Here is a 26,402-nt window from a genome sequence, read left to right as displayed (position 1 = left end):
CTTTCGACTCGCGCCTTCGGCTGGAGCTTCGACTCACGGTCCGTTCGAGCTCGTCGCGCCTTGCGGCGTCGCTTTCACTTAACCGATGAATCTATTGCATGTAAAACATGTATACATGACACTCTACGCCTGGCTCAATTCGTCGTCAAGGCACTCTGGAAGTTCCGGGGCCCTTTGCAGAACTCGTGTTTTCCTTGATATTTCACCGTTTTTCCCGTGTTTCGAAACTGCGACACCGAGGCGACCGCCCTGCCATATCCCCCCGATAGCCTTGAAGCACAGCGGGGCGCCATCCCTCGCGAACATCGATCGGAGTCACGGCTCCCAAGGAAAGGACAAGCAATGAAGACGTGGAAGATCCGCGGACTCGCACTCGCAGCCTGCCTCGCTTTCGTGACGACGGCATGCGAATCCAAGAACGTCGACGTCGCCGACCGGAGGCCGACGGCGACCGTCGCCCTCACCGAAGCGGACGGCCGCGGCGGCGCCGGCCACGGAGGCGACTCCTACGGCTCAGACGACGCGGCGTCGGAGACCGCGTACAAGTCAGAGGCGCGCGAATCGGACAGACGCAACGCATCCGATGACGAGAGGTCTGACCGAAAGTCCGACAAGAAGGACAAGTCCGACAAGAAGCACGAGTCGGAGAAGGAAGGCAAGCCCGAACAAAAGGACAAGTCCCACAAGAAGGGCGAGTCCGACAAACGCGAGGGCGGCAAAGCCGGTTCCGGTTCCTCAGAAAGATCGGCTTCGCGCAATTACTACTTCGACGACGATGACGATGAAATCGTCACGCCCGATGGAACGCTCATCGGCGAGGACGACCCCGTCACAGTCGTCAAAGCCCACAACGGCGTCGCCCGCATTTCCTCCAGCGGAGGAATCGTGAGAGTCGAGGGCGACGTCAAGGAAATCGCCGTCTACGGATCCGACGTCGACGTCGTCGCAGACTCGGCCGCCAAGGTGAGGATCTTGGGTTCCGACGTGGACGTCTTCGTCCGAAGCGTCTCGTCCGTCCACTTTGACGGCTCTGACAACGACGTGCGCTGGACCGACGGCCCCATGCCCTCTGTCACCGACAACGGCGCGGAGAACGAAATCCGCCGGGCACGTCCGGCGCCCGCACGTTAGCCACAGACCGCTAACGCGCATTACCACTAGGTTACAATAGTCCCTGCGGAGCTCACGCACGCTTCGCAACGACTATGACAGTAACGCCCTACTAACAGTGCAGCCGCTTCAGCCCGATACGCTACGCACGCATTTGCAACGAATCGCAAGTAGCGGCCGCCAATCGCAACTCAATATAATTCGCAAGCTGCCTTCGGGTCGGCGACGTCGGCATCGACGGCAGCGGCACTATGGGAGACTATCCCAAACGAAAGGAAACTTCGATGAAAACATGGAAGACCACTGGACTCGCGCTCGCAGCATGTCTCGCCTTCGCCACGGCGGCCTGCCAGGCTGAAGTCAAGGACGACGCCGCGAGCAAGAGCCCGGGCGTGACTGTCAACGGCAACAACGACCAGAACGTCACCGCCACCGGCGGGGCCTCCAACAAGGCCGACGGAAAGGACTCCGAACAGAACATCGGCTCCAACAACGGGTCGAGCAGCTCGAAGGATTCGAAGGGCGGTTCGTCCGCGAACGCGACTTCGACCGGCGGCGCCTCCGCGGAAGGCGGAGCCGCGGTCGACGACGACGATTGGAAGGAGGCGGCGGCCGACAAGAACGCCGCCGTGGCCACAGTCGTCGGCGGGAACGCGGTCATCTCCAACTCCGGCGGAACCGTCCACGTCAAGGAGAACGTCGATCAGATCACCGTCACCGGATCGGATGTGAAGGTCGTCGCCAAGACCGCGAAAAAGATCTCGATCCAGGGTTCAAGCGTCAAGGTGTTCGTCGAGCAGGTCTCCTCCGTCGACTTCAACGGGTCCGACAACAAAGTCGAGTGGGCGAACGGTTCGAAGCCTGCGGTCAACGACAACGGATCCGACAACGAGGTCGAGAAGGCCGGCTGAAACGGGGCCGGCTATGCCCGGCCGAAGGCAATCGGCACGGTTGCGGCGTCTCCTCCGCAACCGCAGCCGTGTTTGGAGAGGATGCCGCAAATGGCCGACAGGCCGATCAATCGACAAACGGTCCTGCTGGTCGACGACGAGTCGGCCATCACGGACGCGCTCGCCCCCTATCTTGAACGCTCCGGCTTTTCCGTCGTCGTCGCCCACGACGGCGCCGAAGGCCTCGACGTCCACGAAAAGATCAAACCCGACATCGTCGTCACGGACGTCATGATGCCTCAGCTCGACGGGCGCCAGCTCGTGCGCGAGATACGCGCCCGCGGCGGATGGACTCCCATCATTCTTCTGACCCAGATCGACCAGTCCTACGAACGTTCCGCGGCCCTGGACGAGGGCGCGGACGACTATCTTTCCAAGCCTTTCGACCCGCAGGAGCTGGTCTCTCGCATCCGCGCCGTTCTGCGACGGACGGCGGCCGCCCCCAAGCCCTATTCGGCGGCTGACCGGCTGGTGTGCGGCGACCTCGTGCTCGACCGAGTGGCGTTGCGAGTCTTCCTCAAAGCCCGCGAGGTCACGCTCACCCCGAAGGCGTCGATGCTTCTCGACTACCTCATGACCCATCCGGGCGAGCTCCACACCCGCGAGCGGCTCCTGGCCGCGCTGTGGGGAATCGACTTTGCGTCCTCAACGCGCGCCGTCGACCACCGCATCCGCGAGATCAGGCGGGTCCTCGGCGACGATCCGACCCAGCCGACCTACATCGAAACGGTGCCGTCGGTGGGATATCGCTTCATCGGGGCGGTGCGGGCATGAAACGCGTTCGTCTGCGCAGGCTTCTCTTCGTGTTTCTGCCCGCGGTCGTCTGCCTCGCCGCCGCCGCAGCGTGGCGCTTCTCCGGCGAATCCCGATACCTCCTCGTGAAGTTCCCGCTTCCGACGCTGCTCGCCTCCGCCGGAGTGTTCCTCAGCCTGTGCGCGTGGATCGCCTTCGCCTGGCGAAACGGCAGAAGACGCGAGTATGCCAACGGCTTGAAAGCCGGCCAGGAGGAGCTGCGCCAATCCCACCGCCATTTTCTCCGCCGCCTCGACCACGAGCTGAAGAATCCGCTGACGGCCCTGCGCGCCGCCGCGGCGAGCCATGACGCCGACGATCCGAGCTGGTCTATCGTCACCGCGCAGTCCTTGCGCATGAGCCGCCTGCTGACCGATTTGCGCAAGCTTTCCGAGCTTGGGACCTCCCCCATCGACATCGAGGAAGTGGACCTGGAGGAGACCGCACGCGACGCCGTCGACGCCGTCGCCCAAGAGCTTGCCGCGCGCGGAGAAAGCAGATCGTTTTCCCTGAGCTTCCCGGAGGCGCCCTGGCCGCTTTCGCACGTGGCGGGCGACGCCGATCTGCTCTATTCGGCGGTGTACAACCTCGTGTCGAATGCGGCGAAGTACTCCGGGGCCGAATCCCTCATCGAGATCCGAGGGTCAGAGGGCCAAGGGACCGTCACGGTCGAGGTCGCCGACACCGGCATCGGCATTCCCGCCGAGGACGTGGGCGCGGTCTGGGATGAGCTCAGCAGGGCAAGCAATTCCGGCGGGCATCCGGGCAACGGCCTCGGCCTCGCGCTGGTGGCGACGATCGTCGCGCGCCACGGCGGAACCGCTCATATGAGCTCTCGCCTAGGCGTGGGGACCTCTGTTTCCGTCACCCTCCCTTCGGCGCACTCGCGAGCGTGACGAAAGCCGGGGCGGCTCGCAGCGCCGGCCACGCGGCCTCAATCGTCAGCGACGGACGCACCGCATTGGAAACGGCGCGACGTCGATAAACGGGCGGCGGGCCGCGCCGCCGCCCGTGCGTGCGAGCGTCACATGAGGCCGAGGGTTTCGAACGCCCGGTACACTCCGTCGTCGTCGATCGCAGACGTCACAAGGTCCGCATGCGATTTCACCGCGTCGGTCGCGTTGCCCATGGCCACCGAAGTCCCCGCGGCCTTGAGGATTTCGATGTCGTTCGGGGAGTCGCCTATCGCGACCGTGTCCGCCACATCGAAACCAAGGTGCTTCGCCGCCGCCCGCATGCCGACGTCCTTCGTCAACCCGGCCAGAAGGAGCTCCCCCGTCGTTCCCTCGGCGGCGCCTACGGAATCGGGGATGATGTGGTACTTCGGGCCGATGATCTCAACGAACTCCTCATAGCTCACCGACGAGTCGTAAGGCAAGACGAAGAGCCCCTTGGACGTGCTCGTGGGAACTTTCGTGCTCAGGACCGGGAGGATCTGCAAGTAGTAGGGGTGCCAGGGGCTGCCTTCCGCGTTCGGGGCCCCCGCGAAGGACCCGAAGAAGCCCTCGCTCATGCAGAACTCGTCGGGCCCCTGCCACATCCAGTTGACGCCATGCCTGCGATAGATGTCTGTGACGTAGGAAATTTCCTCGGCCGACATGCGCCGGTCCATGACGACCTCCTCCCCTATCTTCACGTACGCCCCCGACCCGGCGATGATGCCGTGGAAGCCGAGATCCCACAGAAACGGGTAGATTTCGGGCAGCGAGCGCCCCGTGGAGAGGAGGAGCTTGTTGCCCGCCGCGATGGAGGCCCGAACGGCTTCGCGCGCCGAAGCGGGCGTCTCCTGGGTTTCCGTGACGAGGGTGCCGTCTACGTCGATGCAGATGAGTTTGGGCATGGCCTGTTTCCGCTGGGGATTCCTTTCCGCTCGGAGTTTCAAACGCTCAGGGCCCTGCTCCGTGCAGGCCCTGCTCTGGTCAGGGTCATTTTACGAGCCCGCGCCGATCAGAGTTCCGTGACGATCTTCTCCAGGGACTCACGCGCGTCTCCGAGCAGCATGTGCGTGTTCTCGTTGAAGAAAAGCGGGTTCTGGACGCCCGCGTACCCGGAGTTGGACATCGACCGTTTGAAGACGACGACGTCCTTCGCCTCCCACACGTGGAGCACCGGCATTCCCGCGATGGGCGAGCCCGGTTCCTGCGCCGAGGGGTTGACCGTGTCGTTGGCCCCTATCACGAGGACGACGTCGGTCGAGGAGAAGTCCGAGTTGATCTCGTCCATCTCGAAGACGACGTCGTATGGGACCTTCGCTTCGGCGAGAAGGACGTTCATGTGGCCGGGCAGGCGGCCGGCCACGGGGTGGATGCCGAAGCGGACCTCGACGCCGCCCTCGCGCAGCCGCCGGGTCAGCTCGGCCACCGGGTACTGGGCCTGGGCGACCGCCATCCCGTAGCCGGGGGCGATGATGACTGAGGTCGCGCCCTTGAGCATGCGAGCCACCTCGTCCGCCGTCGTCTCCCGGTAATCGCCATAGTCCCCGTCTTGGCCCGACAGCGCACCGGCCGAGCCGAAGCCGCCGAGGATGACGGAGGCGAAGGAGCGGTTCATGGCCTTGCACATGATGTAGGAGAGGTAGGCGCCGGAGGATCCGACGAGCGCTCCCGTGATGATGAGCAGGTTGTTTCCGAGCGTGAATCCGGCCATCGACGCGGCCCAGCCCGAATACGAGTTGAGCATCGAGACGACGACGGGCATGTCGCCTCCGCCGATCGCCAAGACGAGGTGCGCGCCAAGGGCGAGCGAGACGATGAGCAGGAGGATGAGAGGAATCAACGCCGACGTGAGGTCTCCGGCCCTGACGAACCACACGATGAGAAGAATCGAGGCGACGAGCGCGCCAAGATTCATCCAGTTCCGCCCGGGAAGCGCGAGGGGGGCGCCCGATATCCTGCCCGAGAGCTTGAGGAAGGCGACGATGGAGCCTGTGAGGGTGACCGCGCCTACGAAGACCGCCAGGCCGATCTCGCCCAGGCGGAAGGACATGTCCGGTATGTCGCGCAGCGCCGTGCCGCTGCTCAGCTCGGGGAGGCGGTTGTCGGCGCTTTCGAGGAGCGCGTTGTAGCCGACGATGACGGCGGCCATGCCCACGAAGGAGTGCAGAAGGGCGATGAGCTGAGGCATGCCCGTCATCTCGACGCGTTGCGCCCTCCATAGGCCGATGCCGGCGCCTATGGCCATTGCGAGGAGCGTGAACAGCGACATCTGCAGCACATTGGAGTGGTTGGAGGCCACCGTGAGGATGAAGACCGCGCAGAGCGCCAGCCCCATGCCGACGATGCCGAAAGTGTTGCCGCGGCTCGCCGTCGTCTGCTTCGAGAGCCCCGCAAGGGCGAGGATGAAGAGCAGGGCGGCGACGAGGTAGGCGACGTCGGTGAATCTGACGGCCGCGCCGTCGCCGCCGATCCCGAGAATTCCGGCGTTGTCAGTCGCGAAAATCGCAGCGTTCATTCTCAGCTCCTCTGGAACATCTTGAGCATGCGGTGGGTCACAGCGAACCCGCCGAAGATATTGATCGACGCGACGACTATGGCGATGAACGCCAACACTTGTATCCATGCGTCGTGGTTGACGGTTTGGATGAGCGCGCCGACGACGATGATCCCCGATATCGCATTGGTCACCGACATAAGCGGGGTGTGCAGCGAATGCGTCACATTGGTGATGACGTAGAAGCCCACGACGCACGCCAAGGTGAAGACGATGAAGTGGTTGGACATGCTCCGCGGGGCAAAGTACACAAGGAGGGCAACGAGAGCCGCCGCCACGGCGAGGGCGGGCTTGACCCACGGCGGAGTCTCCTGCGCCCGTATGGGCGTCGGCGCGGGCGGAGGCGGCGCCGCCTTCTCGGCCCTTGCCTTGGACACCCTGACGGGCGGAGGCGGCCACATGACGATCCCGTGGAGGGTGACGGTCATGGCGCGCATGACGTCGTCGTCCATGTCGAGCGTGAGGACGCCGTCCTTGCCCGGCGTCGCGAGCTTGAAGAAGTTGACGACGTTCTGGCCGTAAAGCTGAGATGCCTGCCCGGGCAGGCGCCCCGCCAGGTCCGTGTACCCGATGATCGTCACTCCGTTGTCGGTGACGGTCACCCGCCCCGGAACGGTCAGCTCGCAGTTGCCCCCGTTGGCGGCGCCCAGATCGACGATGACCGATCCCGGCTTCATGGCGGCGACGGCCTCCGCGGTAATGAGGAGCGGAGCGGGCTTCCCGGGGATCAGCGCGGTCGTGATGACGATGTCGGAGGCAGCGGCCTCCCTGCTGTAGACCTCCCTGGCCGCGAGTTCCTGGTCGGCGCTCATCGCCTGGGCGTATCCGTCGGAGGATTCTTGAGCGACCGGAATCTCGACGAATTCCCCGCCGAGCGATTGGACCTGGTCGGCGGTTTCGGGGCGGACGTCCGTCCCTCGGACGACGGCGCCGAGCGAGCTCGCCGTGCCGATCGCCGCGAGCCCGGCGACTCCGGCGCCTATGACGTACACGTTTGCGGGAGGCACTTTGCCCGCGGCCGTCATCTGGCCGGTGAAGAGCCGCCCGAAGGCGTTGGCCGCCTCTATGACGGCGCGATACCCGGCGACGTTCGCCATCGACGAGCGAACGTCGATCGACTGCGCGCGAGAGATCCTCGGGACCGCGTCCATGGCGACCGACGTGACGCCCATCGCGGCAAGCCGCTCGACCGCCTCCGGGTTAGAGGCCGGATCCATCCTCGCGATGAGGGTGGCCCCCCGGCGGATATTGAGGAGTTTGGCCTCGCTTGGCGTATCGAGCGAGGTGATGATGTCGGCGGCCCAGACTCCCTGGGCGTCGACGATCTGGGCTCCTGCCTCGCGGTACTGCTCGTCGGGGTAGCTCGACCGTTCGCCGGCGCCGGCCTCGACGCAGACGTCGTAGCCGAGCCTGATGAGCTTGCCCACCGTGTCGGGCGTGGCGGCCACGAGGGTTTCGCCCGCCCGAGATTCTTTCGGCACTCCTATGAGCACGTTGTCTCCTCCGAATTGGCGTCGTCACTGAGCGTCACTGAGTGGCACTTCGCACCTCCTGCGTGAGCGATACTCAGCACCACTGTGATCGAGCCTACTATCTTGCTGCGTTTTTTCAGAATGCGCATGCCTGTGTCCGCGAACGGACGGGCGCTCCTTCACCCTCTCTTGGCGGCGGCGACCCGCAATATGACGCGTTCCAGGGCGAATTCGGGATCTCTCGACGCTCCCTTGACTTCGGCGTCGGCTTGGGCGACCGCCTGGATCGCAGTGGCCAACGCCTCATTCGACCACTGCCCGGCGATCCTCTCGGCGCTGCGGCGCTGGCCGGGGGACATCGTCGGGTCGCCCGGGCGGGCCGACGCGCCCTTTCGCGCGGCGACGAGGGCGAGCGTGCGCAGCTTGTACGCGAGAGCCGCGACGATGGGAACGGGGGCGACGCCGCTGGCCAGCGCGTGCCGGGCGAGGGACACCGCCTTGCCGCCGTTGCCCGCGACCGCTGCGTCGGCGATGTCGAAGCCGCCGGCCTGGATGCGCCCCGCATAGTACGTGCGCACGGCCGCCTCGTCTATCGTCCCCTCGACGTCGGACAGGAGCTGGGACGTCGCCGCAACGAGCTCTCCGACGTCGTTGCCGTGTGCGTCGACAAGCGCCTCGACGGCGTCGGCGGTCATGCGCCTGCGGGCCCGAGCCACTTCGTCTCGGACGAGGGCGGCCTTCTCGTTCGGATACTTGACGGCCGGGATCTCGCAGCACTGGAAGCCGCCGGCGCGCACAGCGTCGAGGAGGCGCTTTCCCCTCGTTCCGCCGTCGTGGCGCAAGATGAGCACGACGTCGGGGTCCGGGGCGGCGACGTAGGCGAGGGCGTCGGCGAGGAAGGCGTCGCTCATCTTTTGGAGGTTGCTCGCGGCGACGACGTTCGGCTCGGCGAAAAGCGAGGGGCCGACGGCTGCGGCAAGCTGGCCCGCGGCGTACTGTTCGGCGTCGATCTTCGTCACGGCGGTGGCCGGATTGCGTTCGAGGGCCCGCTCGATGAGCCGAGAAACGGCCCTGTCGCCGAGGACGGGCTCGCCGACGAGAAACAGGACGACCGGAGCGAGCTCGATTTGGTCGTGTCTGAGCGCGCCTGTCTTAGCCATGGCACAAGTATCTCACGCGGGCCATCCCGCGTTTTCCTCCCTCCTCGCTCATTCAGCAGTGTCCCTTTCGTTCTCGTGCCTTTCGCGTCTATTTTGATTCTCGCTTCCCTTCCGGCGCTCCGCCCCTTTCGTGCTTTCCGATGCTCCGCGTCCGTCTTGTGCCTCCCGCACCCTCAGCCTCGCGGCCCCTCGCAGCGCGAGGCCACCTTAGATCCGGCCACCACGATCGTCCCGCACGATTTCGTGTCGTACACATCGGCCGAGGAATAGAGCTCGAACGCGCGACGGGAGGGATGCCCGTAGCTGTTCTCCCCCACCGATATGAAGGCAATCTTCGCGTCGGCGGCGCGGGCGAGCCGTTCGGACTGATCAGAGCTGCCGTGGTGAGGGACCACCGCGATGCGCACGGGTTCAACCTCGCGAACGAAGCGCTCCTGGCTTTCGCGGCCCTGGTCCCCCGTGACGAGCATCCCGCCGGGTATGTCCACGAGGACGGCGACAGACTGGGCGTTGGCCTGCTCGGCGCCCGCGGGGGCGTTGGCGCGCGGCCAAATGACGCGCACCCGAGGCGCATCGGGATCGTCGACCTTCCCCTGAGAGACGATTGTGGGCGTGTGCCCCGTCCTCTTCAGCTCGGCTTCCAGCCACCGCTTGTTGCCCTCGGGGTCCATGTTCGGCGAGACCCAGACCTGCCCGACGTCGGCGGTCTTCAACACCTCCGGAAGGCCCCCAATGTGGTCGGAATGCCCGTGGGTGAGGACGAGAATGTCGATCTTCTCCACCCCCGCCGCCTCGACGCATTCGGCGGCGGCCTTTCCCTGCGGGCCGACGTCGACCATGATCGTCTTCCCCCTCACCCTGGCCAAGAGCCCGGATCCTTGGCCGACGTCGCATTGGACGGCCTCCCAGCCGTCTGCGATCTCGATCGGAGCGCGCCGCCCGGTCCACCATGTGACGGCCACAAGGGCGGCAACCACAACAAAGCCGAGGGCTTTGCGGGCGACGAGCGCGGCAAGGAGGACGAGGCAGAAGGCGAAAGAGGCCAGCAGGCCGATTCCCGAGCCCGGCCACTTCGCGAGCGTCGTCGCGACCCGCTCGATCCACCACGTCGCCATCGCTGAGGGAACGAGCGCTGCCTCGCCGAGCCAGGGAAAAATCGGGCTGGCCAGGGCGGTGGCGAGCCCGCATACGGTCAGGGGCGCGACCACCGGGGCGACGAGCATATTGGCCGGCACTCCCCAGATCGATCCCGTGTCTGTGAACAGGGCGAGAACGGGCAGGCAGGCCAGCTGCGCCACGAGGGGGACGGCCACGAGCTCGGCCAGCAGGCGCGGCGCCTTCGCCGCCAGCCGCGCGGTGAGAGGCTCGGCGAAGCAGACGATGCCGAGCGTCGCGCTCGCCGAGAGCAAAAATCCGTAGCTCACTGCCAGCCACGGGTCGATGAGGGCCACGCCGAGCACGGCTGTGCTCAGCGACGGCACAGCTTGGCTCGCCCGCCCGATTCCGAGCGCGAGGACAACTACGGTGCCCATTGCCGCGGCGCGTATGACGGAGGCTTGGGGGCCGACGAGCGCGAGCAGCGCGAGGACCGACAGGAAGCAGACTGCGGCGGTCGCGGCGAGTCGCCGTCTCCCGAACCCGAGGATGACGAGGGAAAGAAGTATCGACACGTGCCCGCCGGAAACCGCGATCAGATGCGTGAGCTGGGTCATTTTCATGGCGGATGCGAGGCCGGGTTCGACGGCGTCGTCGCGTCCCAGAGCGACGCCGGGAATGAGGCCGCGGGCGTGTTCGGGGGCGTCGGCCAGCACCTTTTCGAGCGCCGCGTCGATGCGGGCGACCGTGCGGGAGACCGTCGACCCGCGGCCCGAGACCGCAACGGTTCTCGCGTAGAGCGTCCCGCTCTGACGCGCCCCCGGAGGCGGCTTGACGAGCTTGCCGACCGCGCTCACCTTCTGCCCTCCCAGGACGTCGCACGGAACGCCGACGATCGAGATCCGCACGTGCCCGGAAAGCCGCATCGCGCCGCCCGCGTCGATGCGGCTTGGGCGGGCGAGCACCGAGCAGCGCTCTCCCGCCCGGTCGGCCCTGCCGACCGCCGTCGCCTCTGCCTTTGCCGTCTTTCCGTAGGCATGCGCCATCGCCTCCGGTTCGGCGACGCCCCGATGGAGGCACCCCGCCCACGCCCATCCGATGAAGATCGCGGCAGCCACGGCGGCCGTCCGGGCGACGGCCCGTTCGGGCCGCATACGTTTTACCGCCCACGAGGCGCCCGCCGTCGCCGCCGCGACGGCGACCCACGCCAATGCGGTTCCGGCCCATCTGACCGCCGCCCGGCCCGCATGCAGGGACGCCCATGCGCCCGCCAGCCCCGCAAAGGCCAGCGGAAGCAGCCTCACGTCCTGCGAAAGCGCACGTTCTTGAGCGTGGTTCGAATGTTTCGAGCCCGTCGACATGTTTGCCGCACCGCGCTAGACCGACACGCGATCGCGGAACTTGGCGAGGGTCGCCTTGCCTATGCCCGAAACGTCGAGCAGGTCGTCGACGGACCGAAAGCGTCCGTTCTCCTCGCGCCAGGCGATGATTGCCTTGGCCGTCGCCTGGCCGACTCCCGGCAGCGTCTGAAGCTCCTCTGCGCCGGCGGTGTTCACATTGACCTTGGCGGCCCCCGCCTTCTGCCCCGCGGCGGCCTTCTTTCCTGCGCCTTTGCCTGAGGCCCCTGCGCCCTTTTTCCCACCCGCCGCATCCGAGCCAGACGACGGGCCAAGCGCTCCGGAAGGCGCAGATTCGCCCGTGGCGGCGACGTGGACGTGCTCCCCGTCCGAAAGCTGCGCTGCTAGATTGGTTCCGGCGGATTCGGCGCGCTCGGTCAGCCCGCCGGCCGCACGCACGGCGTCGTCGACGCGCGAACCCGCCGCAAGCGTGTAAACTCCGGGAGCCTTGACCGCTCCGCTGACATAGACGACGATCGACGAAGACCCAGCCGAGCCGCCCGCGGAGCCGCTGCCGGATTCCCCGCCGCCTCGGCTTTCCAGAGCGGACTTTTTCCCGGTTTCACGGCTGTTGGCCGAATCGCTCGCTTTACCGCGCCCGACGCCGCGGGAGGCCGACGCGGAGCCCCGTTCTTCGACTAGCTTGCTCTGCGATTCGTCCCCGCCCGGCTTCGTCAACGCAAGCCACGCCCACGCTGCAACGAGACACACCGCGACCGCGATGAGAACAGCCCTCGCGTTGTCCCGATTCAGACGCCAACGTCGTTTCCCTGCGCCTCCCATGAGCGCCGCGACGTCCTCCCCCGTCCCGGAGGCCAGAGCGAGGCTCGCGAAGGAACGCCTCGTCGCCGCTCCTTGGGTTTCGGCGTCGCCTGCCCGCTTCTCGACCCGGCCTTTCAGCTCCTGAAATCTGACGACGGGGAGAACGGCCGTGTCGGCAAGATTCGACGCGGCGTCCGCCTCTTCGCCGCGGCACGGCAATTCGTCGGCTCCGCGCGCCGAGTCGGCCCCGCGCGCCGAGTCAGCCTCGCGAGCCAAGTCGACGGCCTCAGAAATCGCGTCAAAGTCTGCGGGCGCGGGGGCCGCGGCCTCAGAGATTCCGCCAATGCCGCGTACGTCCAAAGGCGGCGGATCGGTGTCGCCGGGCTTGATCGAGGCCCGCGAATCATATCGATCGCCCGATGGCGGCGAAAAGGAGCGGCAACTTCTCGGTTGCCGACGAAGTGTTTTCAGTTGCCCGCGAAATGCCGGAGGCCGCGGCGGTGGAGTGTTCATGGAAGCAGTCTTCGCCCGCGCGTCGGCGTCGGACGCGCCCGAAAACAAAAATGTGGACAGGCGCTGCGTCTGGCAAACCTGTGCGCCAATCGCCGCCGACTGTGCAGAAGAAACGCCATTGGCGCCGCAACCCGGTTAGACTCTCCACATGAGCACTTCGGACGCAGAACTCGCAAGACTACGGGCGCAAGCCGCGCAGGCCGCGGCGGACGCGGCCCAAGCGAAGGCCGACGCCGCCCAAGCCGCGCTCGACGCAGCCTTGGCGGCCGGGAACTCCCCCGCCTCTGACACGCCTCCCGCTTCCGGGAACTCCCCGGCGCCTGAAGACCCTTCCGCTTCGCCGAGCGATGCGGCGTCGGCAGAAACGACGTCGGCGGAAAATCCGCAGCGAGCCGACGGGGGCGCCTCTGCGCCGTCGCAAACCGACTCCGCTGAAAAAGAGCTCGGCGAATACGCCGCCGCCGTTCGCGACGGATACGCCTTCGACGCACCGACCCTCACGCTCGGCGCGTATCTCGAAGACGGCACGCCCGAACCGCGCGCGCTCGTGCAAATGCCCCTGGGAATGCTCAACCGCCACGGACTCGTGGCGGGCGCCACCGGCACGGGCAAGACGCGCACCCTCCAGCTCATGACGGAGGGGCTTTCGGCTTCCGGCATCCCGGTGTTCATCACAGACATCAAGGGCGATCTGACGGGATTGCTCGAGCCGGGCCAAGCCTCCGAGAAGCTCTCCGCCCGCGTCGCCGCCCTCGGTCAGCCGTGGCAGCCCGCGTCCTTCCCCGTCGAGCTCTTCTCTCTGGGAGGCTCGGGAGACGGAGTCCCCGTGCGCACGAGCGTCACCGACTTCGGCCCGATCCTCATGTCCAAGGTGCTCGGGCTGAACGAGACGCAGGAGTCGGCGCTGTCGCTGATCTTCTCGTGGGCGGATTCGCAAGGCTTCGCGCTCATCGATTTGGCTGACCTGCGCGCAACCGTCGCGTACCTGACCTCCGAGGAAGGCAAGGGCGAGCTCGCCGGAATCGGCGGCGTCTCCCCCGCCACCGCGGGAGTGATCCTCCGCGAGATTTCGGCGCTTCAAGCTCAGGGAGCGGACGCCTTCTTCGGCGAACCCGCCTTCGAAACGGAGGCGTTTCTCCGCACGTCGGCGGACGGGCGCGGCGTCGTCTCCTGCCTTGAGCTTCCCGACGTGCGATCGCAGCCTGCGCTGTTTTCCACCTTCGTCATGTGGCTTCTCGCCTCCCTCTTCCAGGACCTGCCCGAGGTGGGCGACGCCGACAAGCCCAAGCTCGTCTTCTTCTTCGACGAGGCGCACCTCCTCTTTGCCGACGCCAGCAAGGAGTTCCTCAACCAGGTCGTTCAAACGGTCAGGCTCATCCGCTCCAAGGGCGTCGGAATCTTCTTCGTCACGCAGTCGCCGAAAGACGTTCCCGACGACGTTCTCGCCCAACTCGGCTCCCGCGTCCAACATGCGCTGCGCGCCCACACGCCGAACGACCAGAAGGCCCTCAAGGCGACCGTGGACACGTTCCCTTCATCGCCGCTCGACCTCCTGAAAGTCCTCCCCGGCCTAGGAACCGGCGAGGCCATCGTCACCGTGCTCGACCCGAAAGGACGCCCGACGCCGGTCGCACCCACGCGCCTGTGGGCCCCCGCGGCGGTCATGGGGCCGTCCTCGCCCGGGGCCGTCTCTTCGTGTTTGGCGGCCTCGCCGTTCATGGCCAAGTACAAGGACCCGGTGGATCCGGAGAGCGCGTTCGAGCTCCTCGCGGCCCGCGTCGAAGCTGAGAAGGCAGCGGCCGAAACCGCGAAGGAGCAGGCCAAAGCGGAGAAGGAGGCCGAGAAGGCCGCGGCGGAGGCCGAAAAGCGCCGCCTGAAAGAGCTCGAAGCAGAGGCGAAGGCCGCGGCCAAGGCGGCCGAGCGGGAGGAACGCGAAGCCGCCAAAGAGGCCGAACGCCAGCGTAGGGCGGACGAGCGCCGCGCCGAGCGCCAAGAAAAGCGCAAGGAGGCGGCGATCGATTCGGTTGTGCGCTCAATCGGGCGGTCGCTGGGCTCGAGCATCACCCGAACGCTGTTCGGTTCACGACGCAGGTAGAGCCGTTCACGACGCCGTCGGCGCGGCTGTGCACTTTCTCGGCGCAACGGCTGCGCTGCCGGGCGCGGCCTATCCGGCAGCGCAGCCGTTGGCCTATCCGCCTATGTAGGTCAGCGTCGCCGTGATCGTCCGGGTCTCACCCGGCCCCAATGGAAGGCGAACCGCCGAATCGGCGCGGCGGAAAGCGTCCGAAAGGGCGGAGCACGGTTCGAGGGCTATCGACTGACGCTCGTCGCGAGGAAGCCCGTCGCCGGTGAAGACGTGGGCGACGGGCGCCTCGCTGGGCTCCTGAGTCAGGCGCACCCTGGTAGAACGCACCGGGTCTTTGAGCTCGGTGCACACCACTCCGTCGACGTCGGGGACGAGGTTTGTGTACGACTGGTCGATCCTCGTCGTCCCGAGATAATCGAAGCGAACCGGCGCGGCAACCCCAGCGAAGGCCGAATCGCCGGGAAGCGGAATGATCCGCCCGTCGGTCAGCACCTTGGTTCTGGCGGGGACTGTGAGGGACAGATTCGATATGCCTCTCACGCCGGGCATCTTAATGTACGGATGCCAGCCCATGGAGAGGGGAGCGGCGGAGTCGGAGGCGTTTTCGGCGCTTATCGACACCGAAAGGTGTTCCTCCCCGTCGATTCCGGCGTCGAGGGCGAAAACCACCTTGACGTCGATGTTCCACGGGTACCCGGAGTCGCCCGGCATGTGCCCGCGAAGCACAAGCGCCGGTCCCCGCCCGACTCTGCCGAAGTCAATGCTCCCCGCTCTGCCGCCCAAGCCCGCTGACTCGGCGCGCTCGGCGAGCTTGTATCGCGCACCGCCGAAGGAGTATGTTCCTTCGGCGATCCGCCCGCACCAGGGCAGCATGACGAGGCTCCTGTCCCCTACCTGCGCCTCGAGCTCTTCGGCGGACTCGTATCCGTCGATGACCTCGACCCCCGGCCGAGGCTGCCACGAAATGAGCGTCGCCCCGCGTTCGGCGACCAGTGCCTCGGCACCGGTCGGGGAGGTTAGCTTCCAAGCGGGCAGCCCGTCGAATTCGTGCTGGGTCACCGCGGGGACGTTCTTTGTCATGGCACTTCCTTAGGGACGATGGATCCTCAGGGGACGATGTTGACGAGGCCCGGCGCGCGAACGATCACCTTGCGAGGCTCGCCGTCGAGGAACTTCGCGATCCGCTCCGATGCGAGTGCGCGCTGGACCAGGTCGTCCTCGGAAACGTCGGCGGGCACCTCCAAGCGATCGCGAACCTTCCCCTTGACCTGAACGACGCATGTCACGTTCTCGTCGACGAGAAGCGACTCGTCGCCCACTTCCGGGAACGGAGCGTCGACAAGCGAAGACTCGTGTCCGAGCTTACCCCATAGCTCCTCGGCTATGTGAGGCGCGACCGGCGAGACCATGAGAACCAGGCTCTCGGCCGCCTCTCTGGGAACCTTGGCGAGAGAGGTCAGATGGTTGTTCAAAACGATCATTTTTGCGATGGCGGTATTGATCCGCATCCCGTCGTAGTCGTTGCGGACATCCGCGATCGTCCGGGCAAGCAGCTTGGCCGTCTCTCCGTCGACGGGAACGTCGGCCACGGTCACCTCGCCGGTTTGCTCGTCGACGACGTTGCGCCACAGCCGCTGGAGGAAACGCTGGGAACCGACGACGGCCCTCGTCTCCCACGGGCGCGACATGTCCAGCGGGCCCATCGACATCTCATACAGCCGGAAGGTGTCGGCCCCGTAATCGTCGCAGATCTCGTCGGGCGTGACGATGTTTTTCAACGACTTGCCCATCTTCCCGTATTCGCGGGAGACTGGCTCGCCCTTCCACGCATAGAGCGTCTCGCCGTTCTCGTCGGTCCCGGCTTCCACGACTTCCTCGGCCGGGACGTACTGGCCGCGTGCGTCCGTGTAGGCGTAGGCCTGGACGTAGCCCTGGTTGAAGAGCTTGTGGAAGGGCTCGGAGGAGCTGACGCAGCCGAGGTCGAAGAGCACCTTGTGCCAGAAGCGCGCGTAGAGGAGATGGAGGACTGCGTGCTCAACGCCGCCGACGTACAGATCGGTGCCGCCCGTGACGTTTCCGGCGTCCGGGCGTGGGCCCATCCAGTAGACCTCGTTTGTCGGATCGACGAACTCGGCTTCGTTGTGGGGGTCGATGTAGCGCAATTCGTACCAACAGGATCCCGCCCACTGCGGCATCGTGTTCGTCTCGCGCCTGTACCGCTTGAGGCCGTCGCCCAAATCGAGTTCGACGTCCAGCCACTCCTCGGCGCGGCCGAGCGGCGGTTCAGGCGAGGAGTCAGCGTCCTCGGGGTCAAAGGTGCGCGGCGAGTAGTCGCTGATCTCCGGCAGCTCCACGGGCAGGCAGTCTTCGGGGAGCGCGTGCGGACGCCCCTCCTCGTCCCAGACGATGGGGAAAGGCTCGCCCCAATAGCGCTGGCGGGAGAAGAGCCAGTCGCGCAGGCGATGCGTCACGGTGGCCCGCCCCGCGCCCGTCGACTCGAGCCAAGCCGTCATGGCGGCCTTGGCCTCGTCCTTCGACAAGCCGTCGAGGCTGATCGAATCGTTGGCCGAATCGACGGCGACGCCCTCCCCCTCGTAGGCGGCCTCCTCGAGGTCGGGGCCGTAGGGGTCCTCGGCCGGTCCTATCGTCCTGACGACGTTGAGGCCGTAGGCGCGGGCGAACTCCCAGTCGCGCGAATCGTGCGCCGGGACGGCCATGACTGCGCCCGTTCCGTACCCCATCAGCACGTAATCCGCGACGAAGATCGGAATCTGCTTGCCGTTGGCGGGATTGACTCCGAACAGTCCGGTGAAGACGCCCGTCTTCGCACGCTCGTCGTCGGACCTTTCGATCTCGCTCTTGGCAGCGGCGGCGGCGCGATACTCCGCGACGGCCTCGGCCGGGGTCGCGGCCCCGCCGGTCCACAGCGGATTCGTCCCCTCGGGCCACGACGCGGGGACGTTCAAGCGCGACTGGTCGGCCTCGCTTCCGGGAACGCCGTCGCCGAGGATCGGATGCTCGGGGGCCACCGCCATAAATGTGGCACCGAAAAGCGTGTCCGGCCGGGTCGTGTAGACCTCGAGCTTGCGGCCGACTCCGGGAACGTCGAATTCTACGCTCGCGCCTTCCGAACGGCCGATCCAATGGCGTTGCATGAGCCGGACCTTCTCGGGCCAGTCGATGGTGTCGAGGTCGTCGGCCAGCCTGTCGGCGTAGGCGGTGATGCGCATCATCCACTGCCGCAGATTCCTCTTGAAAACGGGGAAGTTTCCGCGCTCGGAGCGCCCGTCGGCCGTGACTTCCTCGTTGGCCAGAACCGTTCCCAAACCTGGGCACCAGTTGACCGGGGCCTCGCTGATGTAGGCCAGACGGTGAGAGTCGAGCACCTCGCCCTTCTCGCCTTCGCTGAGCTCGGCCCACTCGCGTCCGTCGTCAAGCCTCCTCTTCCCGGCGTCGAACTCGTCGCGGAGCTCGGAAATCGGGCGTGCCGAACCTTTGCTGCGACCGTCTCGGCAGGGGGCGTCCGGGTCGTACCAAGAATTGTAAATCTGCAGGAAAATCCACTGCGTCCAACGCACGTAGTCGACGTCGGTGGTCGCGAAGGTCCGGCGCGAATCGTGGGAGAATCCGATGCGCTTGAGCTGACGGCGCATGTTCGCGATGTTCTGCTCCGTGGTGACGCGCGGATGCTGGCCGGTCTGCACGGCGTACTGCTCTGCGGGCAGGCCGAAGGCGTCGAATCCCATCGTGTAGAGCACGTTCTTGCCGAGCATGCGCTGATATCTGGCGATCGTGTCCGTTGCGATGTACCCGAGCGGGTGGCCCACGTGAAGGCCCTTGCCCGAGGGGTAGGAGAACATGTCGAGAATGTAGACCTTCTCAGCCGACGTCGCGCCCGCAAGGTCGCCGACCGGGTTCGGGGTGTAGAACGTCCCGAGCTCTTCCCAGCGTTTCTGCCACCGCGCTTCGATCGCGTTGGCCAGTTCGGCCGTGTACCGGTACGGCGTCGTCCCGCCTGTTTCCTGTCCGCTCATCGTCCGCCTTTCATTATTTTGGTATGCCAAGGTTAACTCAAGCCCGCCGACGAGCCCCAAAGTGTCCACTGTGAGCTTCGCGCGCCGTGAAATCAGGCCGCGCCGTGAAATCAGACGTCGTCCGCGAATCGCCCGGCGGTCAAGAAATTCCGAGCCGCCTTTGAGGAATCGACGACGGCCGGCGGAAACTCCGATCGCGGACGTAGAATCGTGCTATGAGCGTGTTCACCAAGATTTTCGAAGGCAAGATTCCTGGGCGGTTCGTCTGGGCCGACGACGTCTGCGTCGCCATCGGCACCCACGAGCCCATCACGGACGGCCACGTCCTCGTCATTCCGCGCATAGAAATCCCGCGCTTCACCGATCTCAACGAAGAGACCTTTGCCCATCTGAGCGTCGTCGCGCAGCGCATCGGAAAGGCCCAGATCGAGGCGTTCGGGGTTCCTCGCGCGATGACGGTCATCGCGGGCCTCGAGGTGCCCCATGTGCACATCCACGTCATTCCCGCCACCAGCGAGGAGGACATCCGTTTCGAGAACGCCAGGGCCGGATTGCCGGCGGAGCAGCTCGACGCGGCCATGGTCCGCCTGCGAGAGGCTCTCAAGGAGTCGTGGGAATCCTTCGTTCCGAAGGACCTTCACTCGGTGAAGCCTCTCTGGCTCGGGTGACGGCCCCCGGCCTGGACGTCAGAAACCCCTGGTGCACGTCAGAAAACATACTCCCACTTGTCCCACAAGGCGACGACCGCCACCAATGCGACGGCAAGGTAGACGGCCGCGACGAGCCACCACCTGCCTTTGACGAGAATCCTGCGGGCGCCGTCTCCGGCGGGCAGGTGGCCTGCGCCGAAGCTGCGGGCGAGGACGTGCACGATCAAGGGGATTGCGGCGGCCCACGTGACGATGCAGTACGGGCACAAGGCTCCCTCGACGAAGATGGACGTGTACTGGAACCAGAGGATCCACACGGCGGCTGCCGCCATTCCCAGACTCAGCAGGCGCCACATCCAGGAGGGCAGGCGCGCGCCGCCGAGGAGCGCGAGGCCGAGGGCGACGACGCCGCTGAAGAACATGAGCCCGAACAGCGCGTTGGGCGCGCCGAAGAAGAGGGTGTTGTAGTCCGAGTTGAAGAAGCCTGAGCAGCCGATGAGCGGATTGAGGTCGCACGACAGCTTTCCCCCGGGGTTTTGGAGCATGGCGCGCTCGGCGGTCACGAGGCTGAAGGACGCCCACATTCCCGCGAGCCCGGTCGCGAGCATGACGATCGACAACTCGAAGGACGCTCCGCCCGCGAGCTCTCGCTCCGAGGCTTTCCACTTCTTCGACTCCGCTTCGGCTATGTAGGCTTCGACCTCGTCGTCGCTCAGGGTGTCAATGTCGATGTCGGCCATGGACTCCTCCGTCGTTTCGGTTGCTTCAAGGCTCCGCGCATCGGCTTAAATCCTAGCTGCTCTGCGGCTCCGCTTCACCCGGCCTATCCGCCTCGCCTGGCGTGTGCGCAGCCGCGTATTCTTCGACAAACCGAGCGGTGTCCTGCCAGCCGCCCACCGGGTGCGCGTCGATTCCCAGGCGCAGCACGGGATAGTCGTTGCCTCCCTCGTCGAGGCGGTCGCCGACGAAAAGCATGTCGGAGACGGCGATTCCCGTCTGGGACGAAAGCTCGCCGATTCCGTAGGCTTTGTCGATTCCCTTGCGGGTGACATCGACCGACGTCGAGCCTCCCGAACGCACCTCAAGCTCGGGAAGCAGCGCTGCTCCGGCGGCCCGCAAGGCTTCTTTTTTCCTGCCGTCGGGGTCCCACGCCCTCTTCTCCTCGAGCGGCGCCTCCTGGCCAAGGGCGGAGAAGGTGATCTGAGATCCGCGGTCCTCGAGGACGGGGCCCCATGTGTCCTCCCGCCACAGGCCGAGTTTGCGCGCCTGGGATTCGAGAACCTCCATGACCCGGCGACGTTCGTCGGCCGTGAGGTCCCTGGCGTAGATTTCAGTCCACTGCCCGTCGATGCAACGCATGTAGCGGGTGCCGCAGGTGGGCATGAGATGCAGCCTGCCCAGCTGCTCGGTGGACGCTCCCAGGTTGTCGAGCAGCTGGGAGGAAAATTGGCCGAACTGGCCCCCCGAAATCACGCAAACGTCCACCAGGTCGAGAAGCCGACGCAGGGCGGCGGCCATCTGATCGGGAAGGGGCGACTTCGAGGGGGCGAGCGTGTCGTCCAGGTCGAAGGCTATGAGCCGATAGTCCTTGCGGAGCGTGGAATCCATCCGAAGGATCCTCTACTCCTTGTCGTCGACGGCGTGCTCGAGGACGGCGCGGCTGAAGGCAGGAAGGAAAAGCCCGAAAGCAATATAGGCGACCGCTTTGGCCAAGTACGTAAAGATCTGCAGGGCGCCCCCTCCCGACGTGGCGACTGTGAGAAACTCAAAGAGGCCGTACAACGCGAAACCCGCCCCTGCGATCAGCGAGATCAGCTGGGCGACCTTTGCAAGGGCGACGCCGCCCTTGTTCTGGAAGTTCATCGAGAAAGCCGCGGCGAAGCCGCCGCCCTGCTTGGGCTGCGGGAAGGCCTGCTGGCTGTAGCCGTAGGCGTCGGCTCCGGGCTGCACGTAGCCCTGCGGATTTTGACCGTAGACGTCCTGGCCGGGCTGCTGACCGTAAGCGTCTTGCCCCGGGGCAGGAGCCGCTGAGTATGCCGACGGCGCCCATCCCTGCTGGCCGGGCTGCTGATACCCTCCCTGACCGGGCTGCTGCTGGTAGCCCCCCTGGCCGGGGTTGTTCGGAACAGTCATGTTCGCACCTTTCTTGACGATCCGTAGCCGACGAGCGTCGTTCGGCCAAGGACAATTTTCGTCGACGTAAGTCAGCAACGCCACTTCTACCCGAAAGAAGGGATGTGGACACCTCCCCACGGGCGATATAGTGGCCTAGATGCCAAGCAAAACGCCGCATTGAACGTACCGGTGGAGTCTATCACCTCGCCGCCGTGCGCTCCCATACCCCGATTCAATTTGGAAGGCACACATGGCCACACCCCATATAACCGCAGAAAAGGGCGACTTTGCGCCCGCCGTCCTCATGCCAGGCGATCCGAAACGGGCGCAGCGCATGGCCGAGGCGCTGCTGACGGACGCCCGAAAGGTCACGGACGTTCGCGGAATCGGCGGGTACACCGGCCTCTATCGGGGAAAGCCGCTTTCCGTCATGGCGTCGGGAATGGGCCAACCCTCGCTTGCGATATACGCCACGGAGCTCTATTCCTTTTACGACGTCGAACGGATCGTCAGGGTCGGAACGATGGGCGGCCTCGCCGCCGACGCCTCGCCCGGCGACGTCGTGATCGCCCTCGGGGCGCACACGGACTCGTCGATTGTGGGCGGCGTCGTTCCAGGGATCCACTTCTCGGCCACCGCCTCGTGGAACCTGCTGCGAGCAGCGGTCGAGGCGGCAGGGGACGACCCCCAGGTCAAGGTTGGGACGGTCGTTTCGCGAGACCGCTTCTACGGCAATCCGATTGAGCAGACGAAGCGCCTGGCCGAGATTGGCACGCTCGGCGTCGAGATGGAGGCGGCGGGCCTGTACACGATTGCGGCTGAGCTGGGCAAGGAGGCCCTCGCCGTCCTCACAATCTCCGACCTCCTTTTCGATCCTAGCCGCGACATGACGGCCGAGGAAAGGGAGAGCAAATTTTCGAAAGCCTTGAGCATTGCCGCGGCCGCGGCAGTCGGCTGATGGGGCTGTCGGCTTCGCACGAGGACTACCTTCGCGCCATATGGAAGCTCGGAGAGTGGCAGGAAAAACCCGTCACTCCAGGCGACCTCACACGGACCCTCGGCCTTTCCCCCTCCACGGTTTCCGAGGGGGTTCAGCGCCTCGTCTCCATGGGGCTCGTGCGCCACGCCCGCTACGGCAACATCTCGCTGACCGAGGCAGGAAGGGACGAAGCCGCTCGCATGGTCAGAATCCACCGGCTCATCGAAACCGGGCTCATGACGATATTCGGCTACTCGTGGGACGAAGTCCATGACGAGGCGGAGCACCTTGAGCACGCCGTTTCCGCAACCTTCGTGGAAAGGCTGGACGCCGCGCTCGGGCATCCCCGGCACGATCCCCACGGAGATCCCATCCCCCGTCCCGACGGCTCGCTGCCCGAGGATGAAAACGCCGTCTCTTTGGGGTCGCTCGGCCCGGGCGAGGCCGGCGTCGTCCACCGCGTCGACGACGCCGATTCGGCCGTGCTGAAGGAACTCGCCGGCATCGGTCTGGTTCCCGGAGCCAGGGTGAGCGTCGCCGACGTCAAACGCGGCCTCGGCCTCATGCGCGTGTCCACGCCGCAAACCTCGGCGGACATCTCCCTTTCGGTCGCCGACGCCGTTTCTGTGACGCATTGACGCTGCGCGACGATCCTCGTAGGGCCTGTCCGTCCGCGACTCTCATACGCCCCGCGGGACGAATCCGCACACGTGGCGCGTCGCAACGCGTGCGGATCCAAATCGCCATTCGCGGGACGAACCTGCGCACGTCGGCTCAGGGCCGGGTTCGTCACCCCAAACCGCATGCTCACCCCGAGCCGCACACGATTTCGAAGTCGACGAAGGAAAAATCGACTGGGATCTGAGGCTCCCACACATCCGTCAGCGCGTCGATGACGTACTCGAGGGAATCGGCGTCTTCGCGACCGCCGGGGTCGCACCACTTTCTTGTCATACCGCAAGTATCGCGGTGGGATCCGACACTTTTTCACCCCGCCTTCGGGCGAATTCGCCGCAGTCTTCGAACCGTGGGCTCGCCGCGCCATGGCGCACTCTTGCACACGTCGGCGCCATGCGTATATCTTTCTAGCTAGTTCATCTAGAGCAATCGAGAGACGTGGCTCGACGACGTTGCAGCAACCCGGGAGGCCGGGTGCTTCCGCCACGACCGATGGAGGAACCATGATAACGCTGAGTGGTGTGACCAAAGTCTATCCGCGGCGCGGGCAAGAGCCGGTCGTGGCCTTGGACGACATCAACCTTGAGATCCCCACGCGAGACATCCACGGCATCGTCGGCGAATCCGGGGCTGGAAAGTCGACGCTCATTCGCTGCCTGACGGCCTTGGAACGGCCGACGAAGGGCGTCATCCGAGTCGGCGGGCTCGATCTCGCCTCGGTTTCCTCGGGCCAGCTGCGCGAGGCCCGCCGGACGATCGGCATGGTCTTCCAAGGCGCCAACCTCCTCGATGCGAGAACCGCGCGAGAGAACATCGCCATTCCCCTCCGTCTGGCGGGCATGCCGTCGTCGAAGAGAACCAAGCGCGTCAGCGAGCTGCTCGACCTCGTCGGCCTTTCGGACCGCGGAACCTCCTACCCGTCCGAACTGTCGGGCGGCCAGCGCCAGCGCGTCGGAATCGCCAGAGCGCTCGCCGACAACCCCTCGGTCCTCCTGTGCGACGAGCCGACGTCGGCCCTGGACACGGAGACGACCGAGCAGATCCTCGGCCTCCTCAAATCGGTTCGCGACAGGTACGGCGTGACCGTCGTCATCATCACCCACGAGATGTCCGTGGTGCGTCAGATCTGCGATTCCGTCACCCTTCTCGACTCCGGCAGGATTACGGCGAGCGGACGCGTGGAAAACGTCGTCGCCGACGTCGAATCGGCCCTGTCACGGCAAATCGTTCCGCCCCCGCCGCTGGCGCCCGAGGACGCCCGCGGACGCACCGTCGTCGATGTTGCTTTCACTTCCCAGCCCGGAGAGCCCACCGGCGCCCGCGTCCTCGACGCGGCCCGCGAACTTGGGGCGGACATCGGCGCCGGGACCTTCGAGACGATCGGCTCCACGCAGGTGGCCCGTCTGGCCTTGACCGTGGACCCGGACGACGTCGCGCGCGTCCGTTCCGCATTTGCCGACATAGACGTCGCGACGGAGGTGCGCGCATGAACGACGGCACGTGGTTCAACAACTCAGCGATCAAACAGGAGCTTCTCCAGTCGACGATCGACACTCTCCTGATGGTCGGAGTCTCCACCCTCCTTTCCGTGGTATTCGGCGGAATTCTGGGGATCGTCCTGATCACCCTCAAGGAAAACACCGACAGCGCGAGCAAATTCTTCGCTGCGACCCTGGGGTTCGTCGTCAACGCGACTCGTTCGATTCCCATGGTCATCGTGATGTTCCTGCTCATCGTTCCTACCAGGGCTCTCATCGGCAATGCGTCCGGGTGGCAGGGCACGGCGGTCCCGCTCACGGTGGGCGCGATCCCCTATTTCGCGCGCCTCGTCGAGTCGAATCTTTCGGGGGTAGAGCGCGGCAAGGTTGAGGCCGCGCAGATGATGGGCGCTTCCAGAACATGGATTCTTTGGGGCGTCCTCGTCCGCGAAGCGGTCCCCGCCCTCATCCAATCCGTCACCATCTTGGCCATCACCCTCGTCGGATACTCGGCGATGGCAGGAATCGTGGGCGGCGGCGGCCTTGGAGCGCTGGCGCAGAATTACGGCTATTACCAGCACCAGTGGGATGCGATGACCATAATCATCGTCGTCATCGTCATTATCGTGCAGGTTATCCAGTGGGTCGGCGACATGCTCAGCCGGCTGGCCGATCACCGCTGAGGGGAAGCCAGCCGGGGAACGAACCCTCGCACCGCACGTCGGGCTCGCGCCCATTCCGATCTCGCGCGCGCCCACTCCGTTTTCGGGCAACGCCCACCAGACCTAAGGAAAACCATGTCTCGTTTCAAGTCTTTCGCAGCGCTCGCCGCCGTTTCCGCGCTTGCGCTCTCCGCCTGCGGAGCCGATGACAAAGCGTCGTTCAAGGCTCCGAAGAAGAACTCCGACGGAACAGTCACAATCACAGTGGGAGCGTCGCCCGTTCCCCACGCCCAAATTCTCAACTACGTTCAGGACAATCTGGCCAAGAAAGCCGGCCTCAAGGTCGAGATCAAGCAGTACCAGGACTACATCCAGCCCAACTCTGCCCTCGACCAGGGCGAGATCGACGCGAACTTCTTCCAGCACGTCCCCTACTTGAAAGACGCCTCGAAGAAGAACGGCTACTCGTTCGAGCACGGAAAAGGCGTCCACATCGAGCCTTTGGGCATCTACTCGAAAAAGATCAAGGACCTCAAGGACCTTCCCGACAATGCGACCGTCGCCATCAACGACGATCCTTCCAACCAGGCTCGCGCCCTCGAGCTGCTCGTGAAGAACAAGATCATCACGCTCAAGAAGAAGGATTCGCCGACCATCTACGACGTCGAATCGAATCCGAAGAAGATTCAGCTCAAGCCGTATGCGGCGCCCTCGATTCCGGCGGCGCTGCCCGACGTCGACATCGCCATCATCAACGGCAACTACGCGCTGAAGAACAAACTAACGCCTTCGAAGGACGCGCTGTACCTCGAATCGGGCAAAGACAATCCCTACGCGAATGTGCTCGTCTGGAACTCGAAGGCCAATGAGAAAACGATCGAAGCGGTCAAGAAACTCGACAAGCTGCTTCATTCGAAGGAAGTCTCCGACTACATCAAGAAGACGTGGCCGGACGGCGCGGTTAGCCCCTCCTTCTAAGG

The 26,402-nt window shown here is 65.6% G+C and carries 23 protein-coding genes; 11 read left to right on the top strand and 12 right to left on the bottom strand.

What is annotated here, in order from left to right:
- The first annotated feature begins 342 nt into the window (after positions 1-342).
- The 4 genes from A4H34_RS06800 to A4H34_RS06785 all read left to right on the top strand — a co-directional run bounded on the left by A4H34_RS06800 (position 343) and on the right by A4H34_RS06785 (position 3,748).
- A complete protein-coding gene (locus A4H34_RS06800) occupies positions 343-1,131 on the top strand; it encodes a DUF3060 domain-containing protein (protein WP_064231471.1) in 789 nt (262 codons plus the stop codon).
- Between the two features lie 263 nt (positions 1,132-1,394).
- On the top strand, positions 1,395-2,021 hold the full coding sequence (locus tag A4H34_RS06795) for a DUF3060 domain-containing protein (protein ID WP_009198857.1): 627 nt from the start codon (positions 1,395-1,397) through the stop codon (positions 2,019-2,021).
- A 90-nt stretch (positions 2,022-2,111) separates the two neighbouring features.
- Complete coding sequence (locus A4H34_RS06790) at positions 2,112-2,834, top strand: response regulator transcription factor (RefSeq protein ID WP_009198858.1); 723 nt, start codon at positions 2,112-2,114, stop codon at positions 2,832-2,834.
- Positions 2,831-3,748, top strand: coding sequence for a sensor histidine kinase (locus tag A4H34_RS06785; protein ID WP_064231470.1), 918 nt, complete (start codon positions 2,831-2,833; stop codon positions 3,746-3,748). Before A4H34_RS06790 ends, A4H34_RS06785 begins: the two co-directional genes overlap by 4 nt.
- 128 nt (positions 3,749-3,876) lie before the next feature.
- On the opposite strand, the gene A4H34_RS06780 is transcribed toward A4H34_RS06785, so the two are convergent.
- From A4H34_RS06780 to A4H34_RS06755, 6 genes are all read right to left on the bottom strand, one after another.
- Positions 3,877-4,692 (bottom strand): HAD family hydrolase, encoded by an 816-nt coding sequence (locus tag A4H34_RS06780; protein WP_009198860.1) that lies wholly within the window; start codon positions 4,690-4,692, stop codon positions 3,877-3,879.
- 107 nt (positions 4,693-4,799) lie between these two features.
- Positions 4,800-6,302, bottom strand: a complete 1,503-nt coding sequence (gene pntB / locus A4H34_RS06775) for a Re/Si-specific NAD(P)(+) transhydrogenase subunit beta (protein WP_064231469.1) — start codon at positions 6,300-6,302, stop codon at positions 4,800-4,802.
- Positions 6,303-6,304: 2 nt separating this feature from the next.
- Positions 6,305-7,834 carry a Re/Si-specific NAD(P)(+) transhydrogenase subunit alpha gene (locus tag A4H34_RS06770; protein WP_009198862.1) on the bottom strand — a complete coding sequence of 510 codons (1,530 nt, stop codon included), beginning with the start codon at positions 7,832-7,834 and terminating at the stop codon, positions 6,305-6,307.
- A gap of 158 nt (positions 7,835-7,992) precedes the next feature.
- Positions 7,993-8,973: a DNA polymerase III subunit delta gene (gene holA / locus A4H34_RS06765; RefSeq protein WP_064231468.1), complete on the bottom strand. Its 981-nt coding sequence runs from the start codon at positions 8,971-8,973 to the stop codon at positions 7,993-7,995.
- Positions 8,974-9,146: 173 nt separating this feature from the next.
- Entirely contained in the window at positions 9,147-11,372 is a 2,226-nt protein-coding gene (locus A4H34_RS06760; protein WP_156510283.1) for a ComEC/Rec2 family competence protein, read from the bottom strand.
- Between the two features lie 72 nt (positions 11,373-11,444).
- Positions 11,445-12,587, bottom strand: coding sequence for a ComEA family DNA-binding protein (locus tag A4H34_RS06755; RefSeq protein ID WP_064231466.1), 1,143 nt, complete (start codon positions 12,585-12,587; stop codon positions 11,445-11,447).
- Positions 12,588-12,888: 301 nt separating this feature from the next.
- Between A4H34_RS06755 and A4H34_RS06750 the strand changes: the two genes are divergently transcribed.
- Complete coding sequence (locus tag A4H34_RS06750) at positions 12,889-14,835, top strand: helicase HerA-like domain-containing protein (protein WP_064231465.1); 1,947 nt, start codon at positions 12,889-12,891, stop codon at positions 14,833-14,835.
- Positions 14,836-14,928: 93 nt separating this feature from the next.
- Here A4H34_RS06750 and A4H34_RS06745 read toward each other — a convergent pair whose 3' ends face one another.
- Positions 14,929-15,906 (bottom strand): aldose 1-epimerase, encoded by a 978-nt coding sequence (locus A4H34_RS06745; RefSeq protein WP_009198869.1) that lies wholly within the window; start codon positions 15,904-15,906, stop codon positions 14,929-14,931.
- A gap of 26 nt (positions 15,907-15,932) precedes the next feature.
- A complete protein-coding gene (locus A4H34_RS06740; protein WP_064231464.1) occupies positions 15,933-18,860 on the bottom strand; it encodes a leucine--tRNA ligase in 2,928 nt (975 codons plus the stop codon).
- Between the two features lie 215 nt (positions 18,861-19,075).
- Between A4H34_RS06740 and A4H34_RS06735 the strand changes: the two genes are divergently transcribed.
- Entirely contained in the window at positions 19,076-19,528 is a 453-nt protein-coding gene (locus A4H34_RS06735) for an HIT family protein (protein WP_064231463.1), read from the top strand.
- Positions 19,529-19,566: 38 nt separating this feature from the next.
- Here the strand turns inward: A4H34_RS06735 and A4H34_RS06730 are convergent, their stop codons facing one another.
- From A4H34_RS06730 to A4H34_RS06720, 3 genes are read right to left on the bottom strand one after another with little or no spacing between them, the layout of a single operon-like run.
- Complete coding sequence (locus A4H34_RS06730; RefSeq protein ID WP_064231462.1) at positions 19,567-20,250, bottom strand: vitamin K epoxide reductase family protein; 684 nt, start codon at positions 20,248-20,250, stop codon at positions 19,567-19,569.
- 52 nt (positions 20,251-20,302) lie between these two features.
- Positions 20,303-21,118: an HAD-IIB family hydrolase gene (locus tag A4H34_RS06725; RefSeq protein WP_064231461.1), complete on the bottom strand. Its 816-nt coding sequence runs from the start codon at positions 21,116-21,118 to the stop codon at positions 20,303-20,305.
- A gap of 12 nt (positions 21,119-21,130) precedes the next feature.
- Positions 21,131-21,643: a hypothetical protein gene (locus A4H34_RS06720; protein ID WP_064231460.1), complete on the bottom strand. Its 513-nt coding sequence runs from the start codon at positions 21,641-21,643 to the stop codon at positions 21,131-21,133.
- A gap of 232 nt (positions 21,644-21,875) precedes the next feature.
- Here A4H34_RS06720 and A4H34_RS06715 point away from each other — a divergent pair, with 232 nt between their 5' ends.
- Together A4H34_RS06715 and A4H34_RS06710 are read left to right on the top strand one after the other, a co-directional pair.
- A complete protein-coding gene (locus tag A4H34_RS06715; RefSeq protein ID WP_009198875.1) occupies positions 21,876-22,583 on the top strand; it encodes a purine-nucleoside phosphorylase in 708 nt (235 codons plus the stop codon).
- Positions 22,583-23,242: a metal-dependent transcriptional regulator gene (locus A4H34_RS06710; RefSeq protein WP_009198876.1), complete on the top strand. Its 660-nt coding sequence runs from the start codon at positions 22,583-22,585 to the stop codon at positions 23,240-23,242. Before A4H34_RS06715 ends, A4H34_RS06710 begins: the two co-directional genes overlap by 1 nt.
- 169 nt (positions 23,243-23,411) lie before the next feature.
- On the opposite strand, the gene A4H34_RS11025 is transcribed toward A4H34_RS06710, so the two are convergent.
- Positions 23,412-23,558, bottom strand: coding sequence for a hypothetical protein (locus A4H34_RS11025; protein WP_009198877.1), 147 nt, complete (start codon positions 23,556-23,558; stop codon positions 23,412-23,414).
- A gap of 227 nt (positions 23,559-23,785) precedes the next feature.
- On the opposite strand from A4H34_RS11025, the gene A4H34_RS06705 reads away from it, so the two are divergent.
- The 3 genes from A4H34_RS06705 (at position 23,786) to A4H34_RS06695 (ending at position 26,400) form a co-directional block, all read left to right on the top strand.
- Positions 23,786-24,772 (top strand): methionine ABC transporter ATP-binding protein, encoded by a 987-nt coding sequence (locus A4H34_RS06705; protein WP_064231459.1) that lies wholly within the window; start codon positions 23,786-23,788, stop codon positions 24,770-24,772.
- Entirely contained in the window at positions 24,769-25,443 is a 675-nt protein-coding gene (locus A4H34_RS06700) for a methionine ABC transporter permease (RefSeq protein WP_064231458.1), read from the top strand. Before A4H34_RS06705 ends, A4H34_RS06700 begins: the two co-directional genes overlap by 4 nt.
- Before the next feature lie 114 nt (positions 25,444-25,557).
- Positions 25,558-26,400: a MetQ/NlpA family ABC transporter substrate-binding protein gene (locus tag A4H34_RS06695; protein WP_064231457.1), complete on the top strand. Its 843-nt coding sequence runs from the start codon at positions 25,558-25,560 to the stop codon at positions 26,398-26,400.
- Positions 26,401-26,402 lie beyond the last annotated feature (2 nt).

The organism is Peptidiphaga gingivicola, assembly GCF_001652275.1.
Lineage (GTDB): Bacteria > Actinomycetota > Actinomycetes > Actinomycetales > Actinomycetaceae > Peptidiphaga > Peptidiphaga gingivicola.
The sequence above is the reverse complement of the archived record's forward strand: the minus strand, read 5'-3'. Positions and strand labels throughout refer to the sequence as shown.

Excerpts from the sequence above, each read along its gene's own strand:
- A4H34_RS06800 (WP_064231471.1), top strand. The coding sequence starts at position 343 with ATGAAGACGTGGAAGATCCGCGGACTCGCACTCGCAGCCTGCCTCGCT.
- A4H34_RS06795 (WP_009198857.1), top strand. The coding sequence starts at position 1,395 with ATGAAAACATGGAAGACCACTGGACTCGCGCTCGCAGCATGTCTCGCC.
- A4H34_RS06790 (WP_009198858.1), top strand. The coding sequence starts at position 2,112 with ATGGCCGACAGGCCGATCAATCGACAAACGGTCCTGCTGGTCGACGAC.
- A4H34_RS06785 (WP_064231470.1), top strand. The coding sequence starts at position 2,831 with ATGAAACGCGTTCGTCTGCGCAGGCTTCTCTTCGTGTTTCTGCCCGCG.
- A4H34_RS06780 (WP_009198860.1), bottom strand. The coding sequence starts at position 4,692 with ATGCCCAAACTCATCTGCATCGACGTAGACGGCACCCTCGTCACGGAA.
- pntB (WP_064231469.1), bottom strand. The coding sequence starts at position 6,302 with ATGAACGCTGCGATTTTCGCGACTGACAACGCCGGAATTCTCGGGATC.
- holA (WP_064231468.1), bottom strand. The coding sequence starts at position 8,973 with ATGGCTAAGACAGGCGCGCTCAGACACGACCAAATCGAGCTCGCTCCG.
- A4H34_RS06750 (WP_064231465.1), top strand. The coding sequence starts at position 12,889 with ATGAGCACTTCGGACGCAGAACTCGCAAGACTACGGGCGCAAGCCGCG.
- A4H34_RS06745 (WP_009198869.1), bottom strand. The coding sequence starts at position 15,906 with ATGACAAAGAACGTCCCCGCGGTGACCCAGCACGAATTCGACGGGCTG.
- A4H34_RS06740 (WP_064231464.1), bottom strand. The coding sequence starts at position 18,860 with ATGAGCGGACAGGAAACAGGCGGGACGACGCCGTACCGGTACACGGCC.
- A4H34_RS06735 (WP_064231463.1), top strand. The coding sequence starts at position 19,076 with ATGAGCGTGTTCACCAAGATTTTCGAAGGCAAGATTCCTGGGCGGTTC.
- A4H34_RS06730 (WP_064231462.1), bottom strand. The coding sequence starts at position 20,250 with ATGGCCGACATCGACATTGACACCCTGAGCGACGACGAGGTCGAAGCC.
- A4H34_RS06725 (WP_064231461.1), bottom strand. The coding sequence starts at position 21,118 with ATGGATTCCACGCTCCGCAAGGACTATCGGCTCATAGCCTTCGACCTG.
- A4H34_RS06720 (WP_064231460.1), bottom strand. The coding sequence starts at position 21,643 with ATGACTGTTCCGAACAACCCCGGCCAGGGGGGCTACCAGCAGCAGCCC.
- A4H34_RS06715 (WP_009198875.1), top strand. The coding sequence starts at position 21,876 with ATGGCCACACCCCATATAACCGCAGAAAAGGGCGACTTTGCGCCCGCC.
- A4H34_RS06710 (WP_009198876.1), top strand. The coding sequence starts at position 22,583 with ATGGGGCTGTCGGCTTCGCACGAGGACTACCTTCGCGCCATATGGAAG.
- A4H34_RS11025 (WP_009198877.1), bottom strand. The coding sequence starts at position 23,558 with ATGACAAGAAAGTGGTGCGACCCCGGCGGTCGCGAAGACGCCGATTCC.
- A4H34_RS06705 (WP_064231459.1), top strand. The coding sequence starts at position 23,786 with ATGATAACGCTGAGTGGTGTGACCAAAGTCTATCCGCGGCGCGGGCAA.
- A4H34_RS06700 (WP_064231458.1), top strand. The coding sequence starts at position 24,769 with ATGAACGACGGCACGTGGTTCAACAACTCAGCGATCAAACAGGAGCTT.
- A4H34_RS06695 (WP_064231457.1), top strand. The coding sequence starts at position 25,558 with ATGTCTCGTTTCAAGTCTTTCGCAGCGCTCGCCGCCGTTTCCGCGCTT.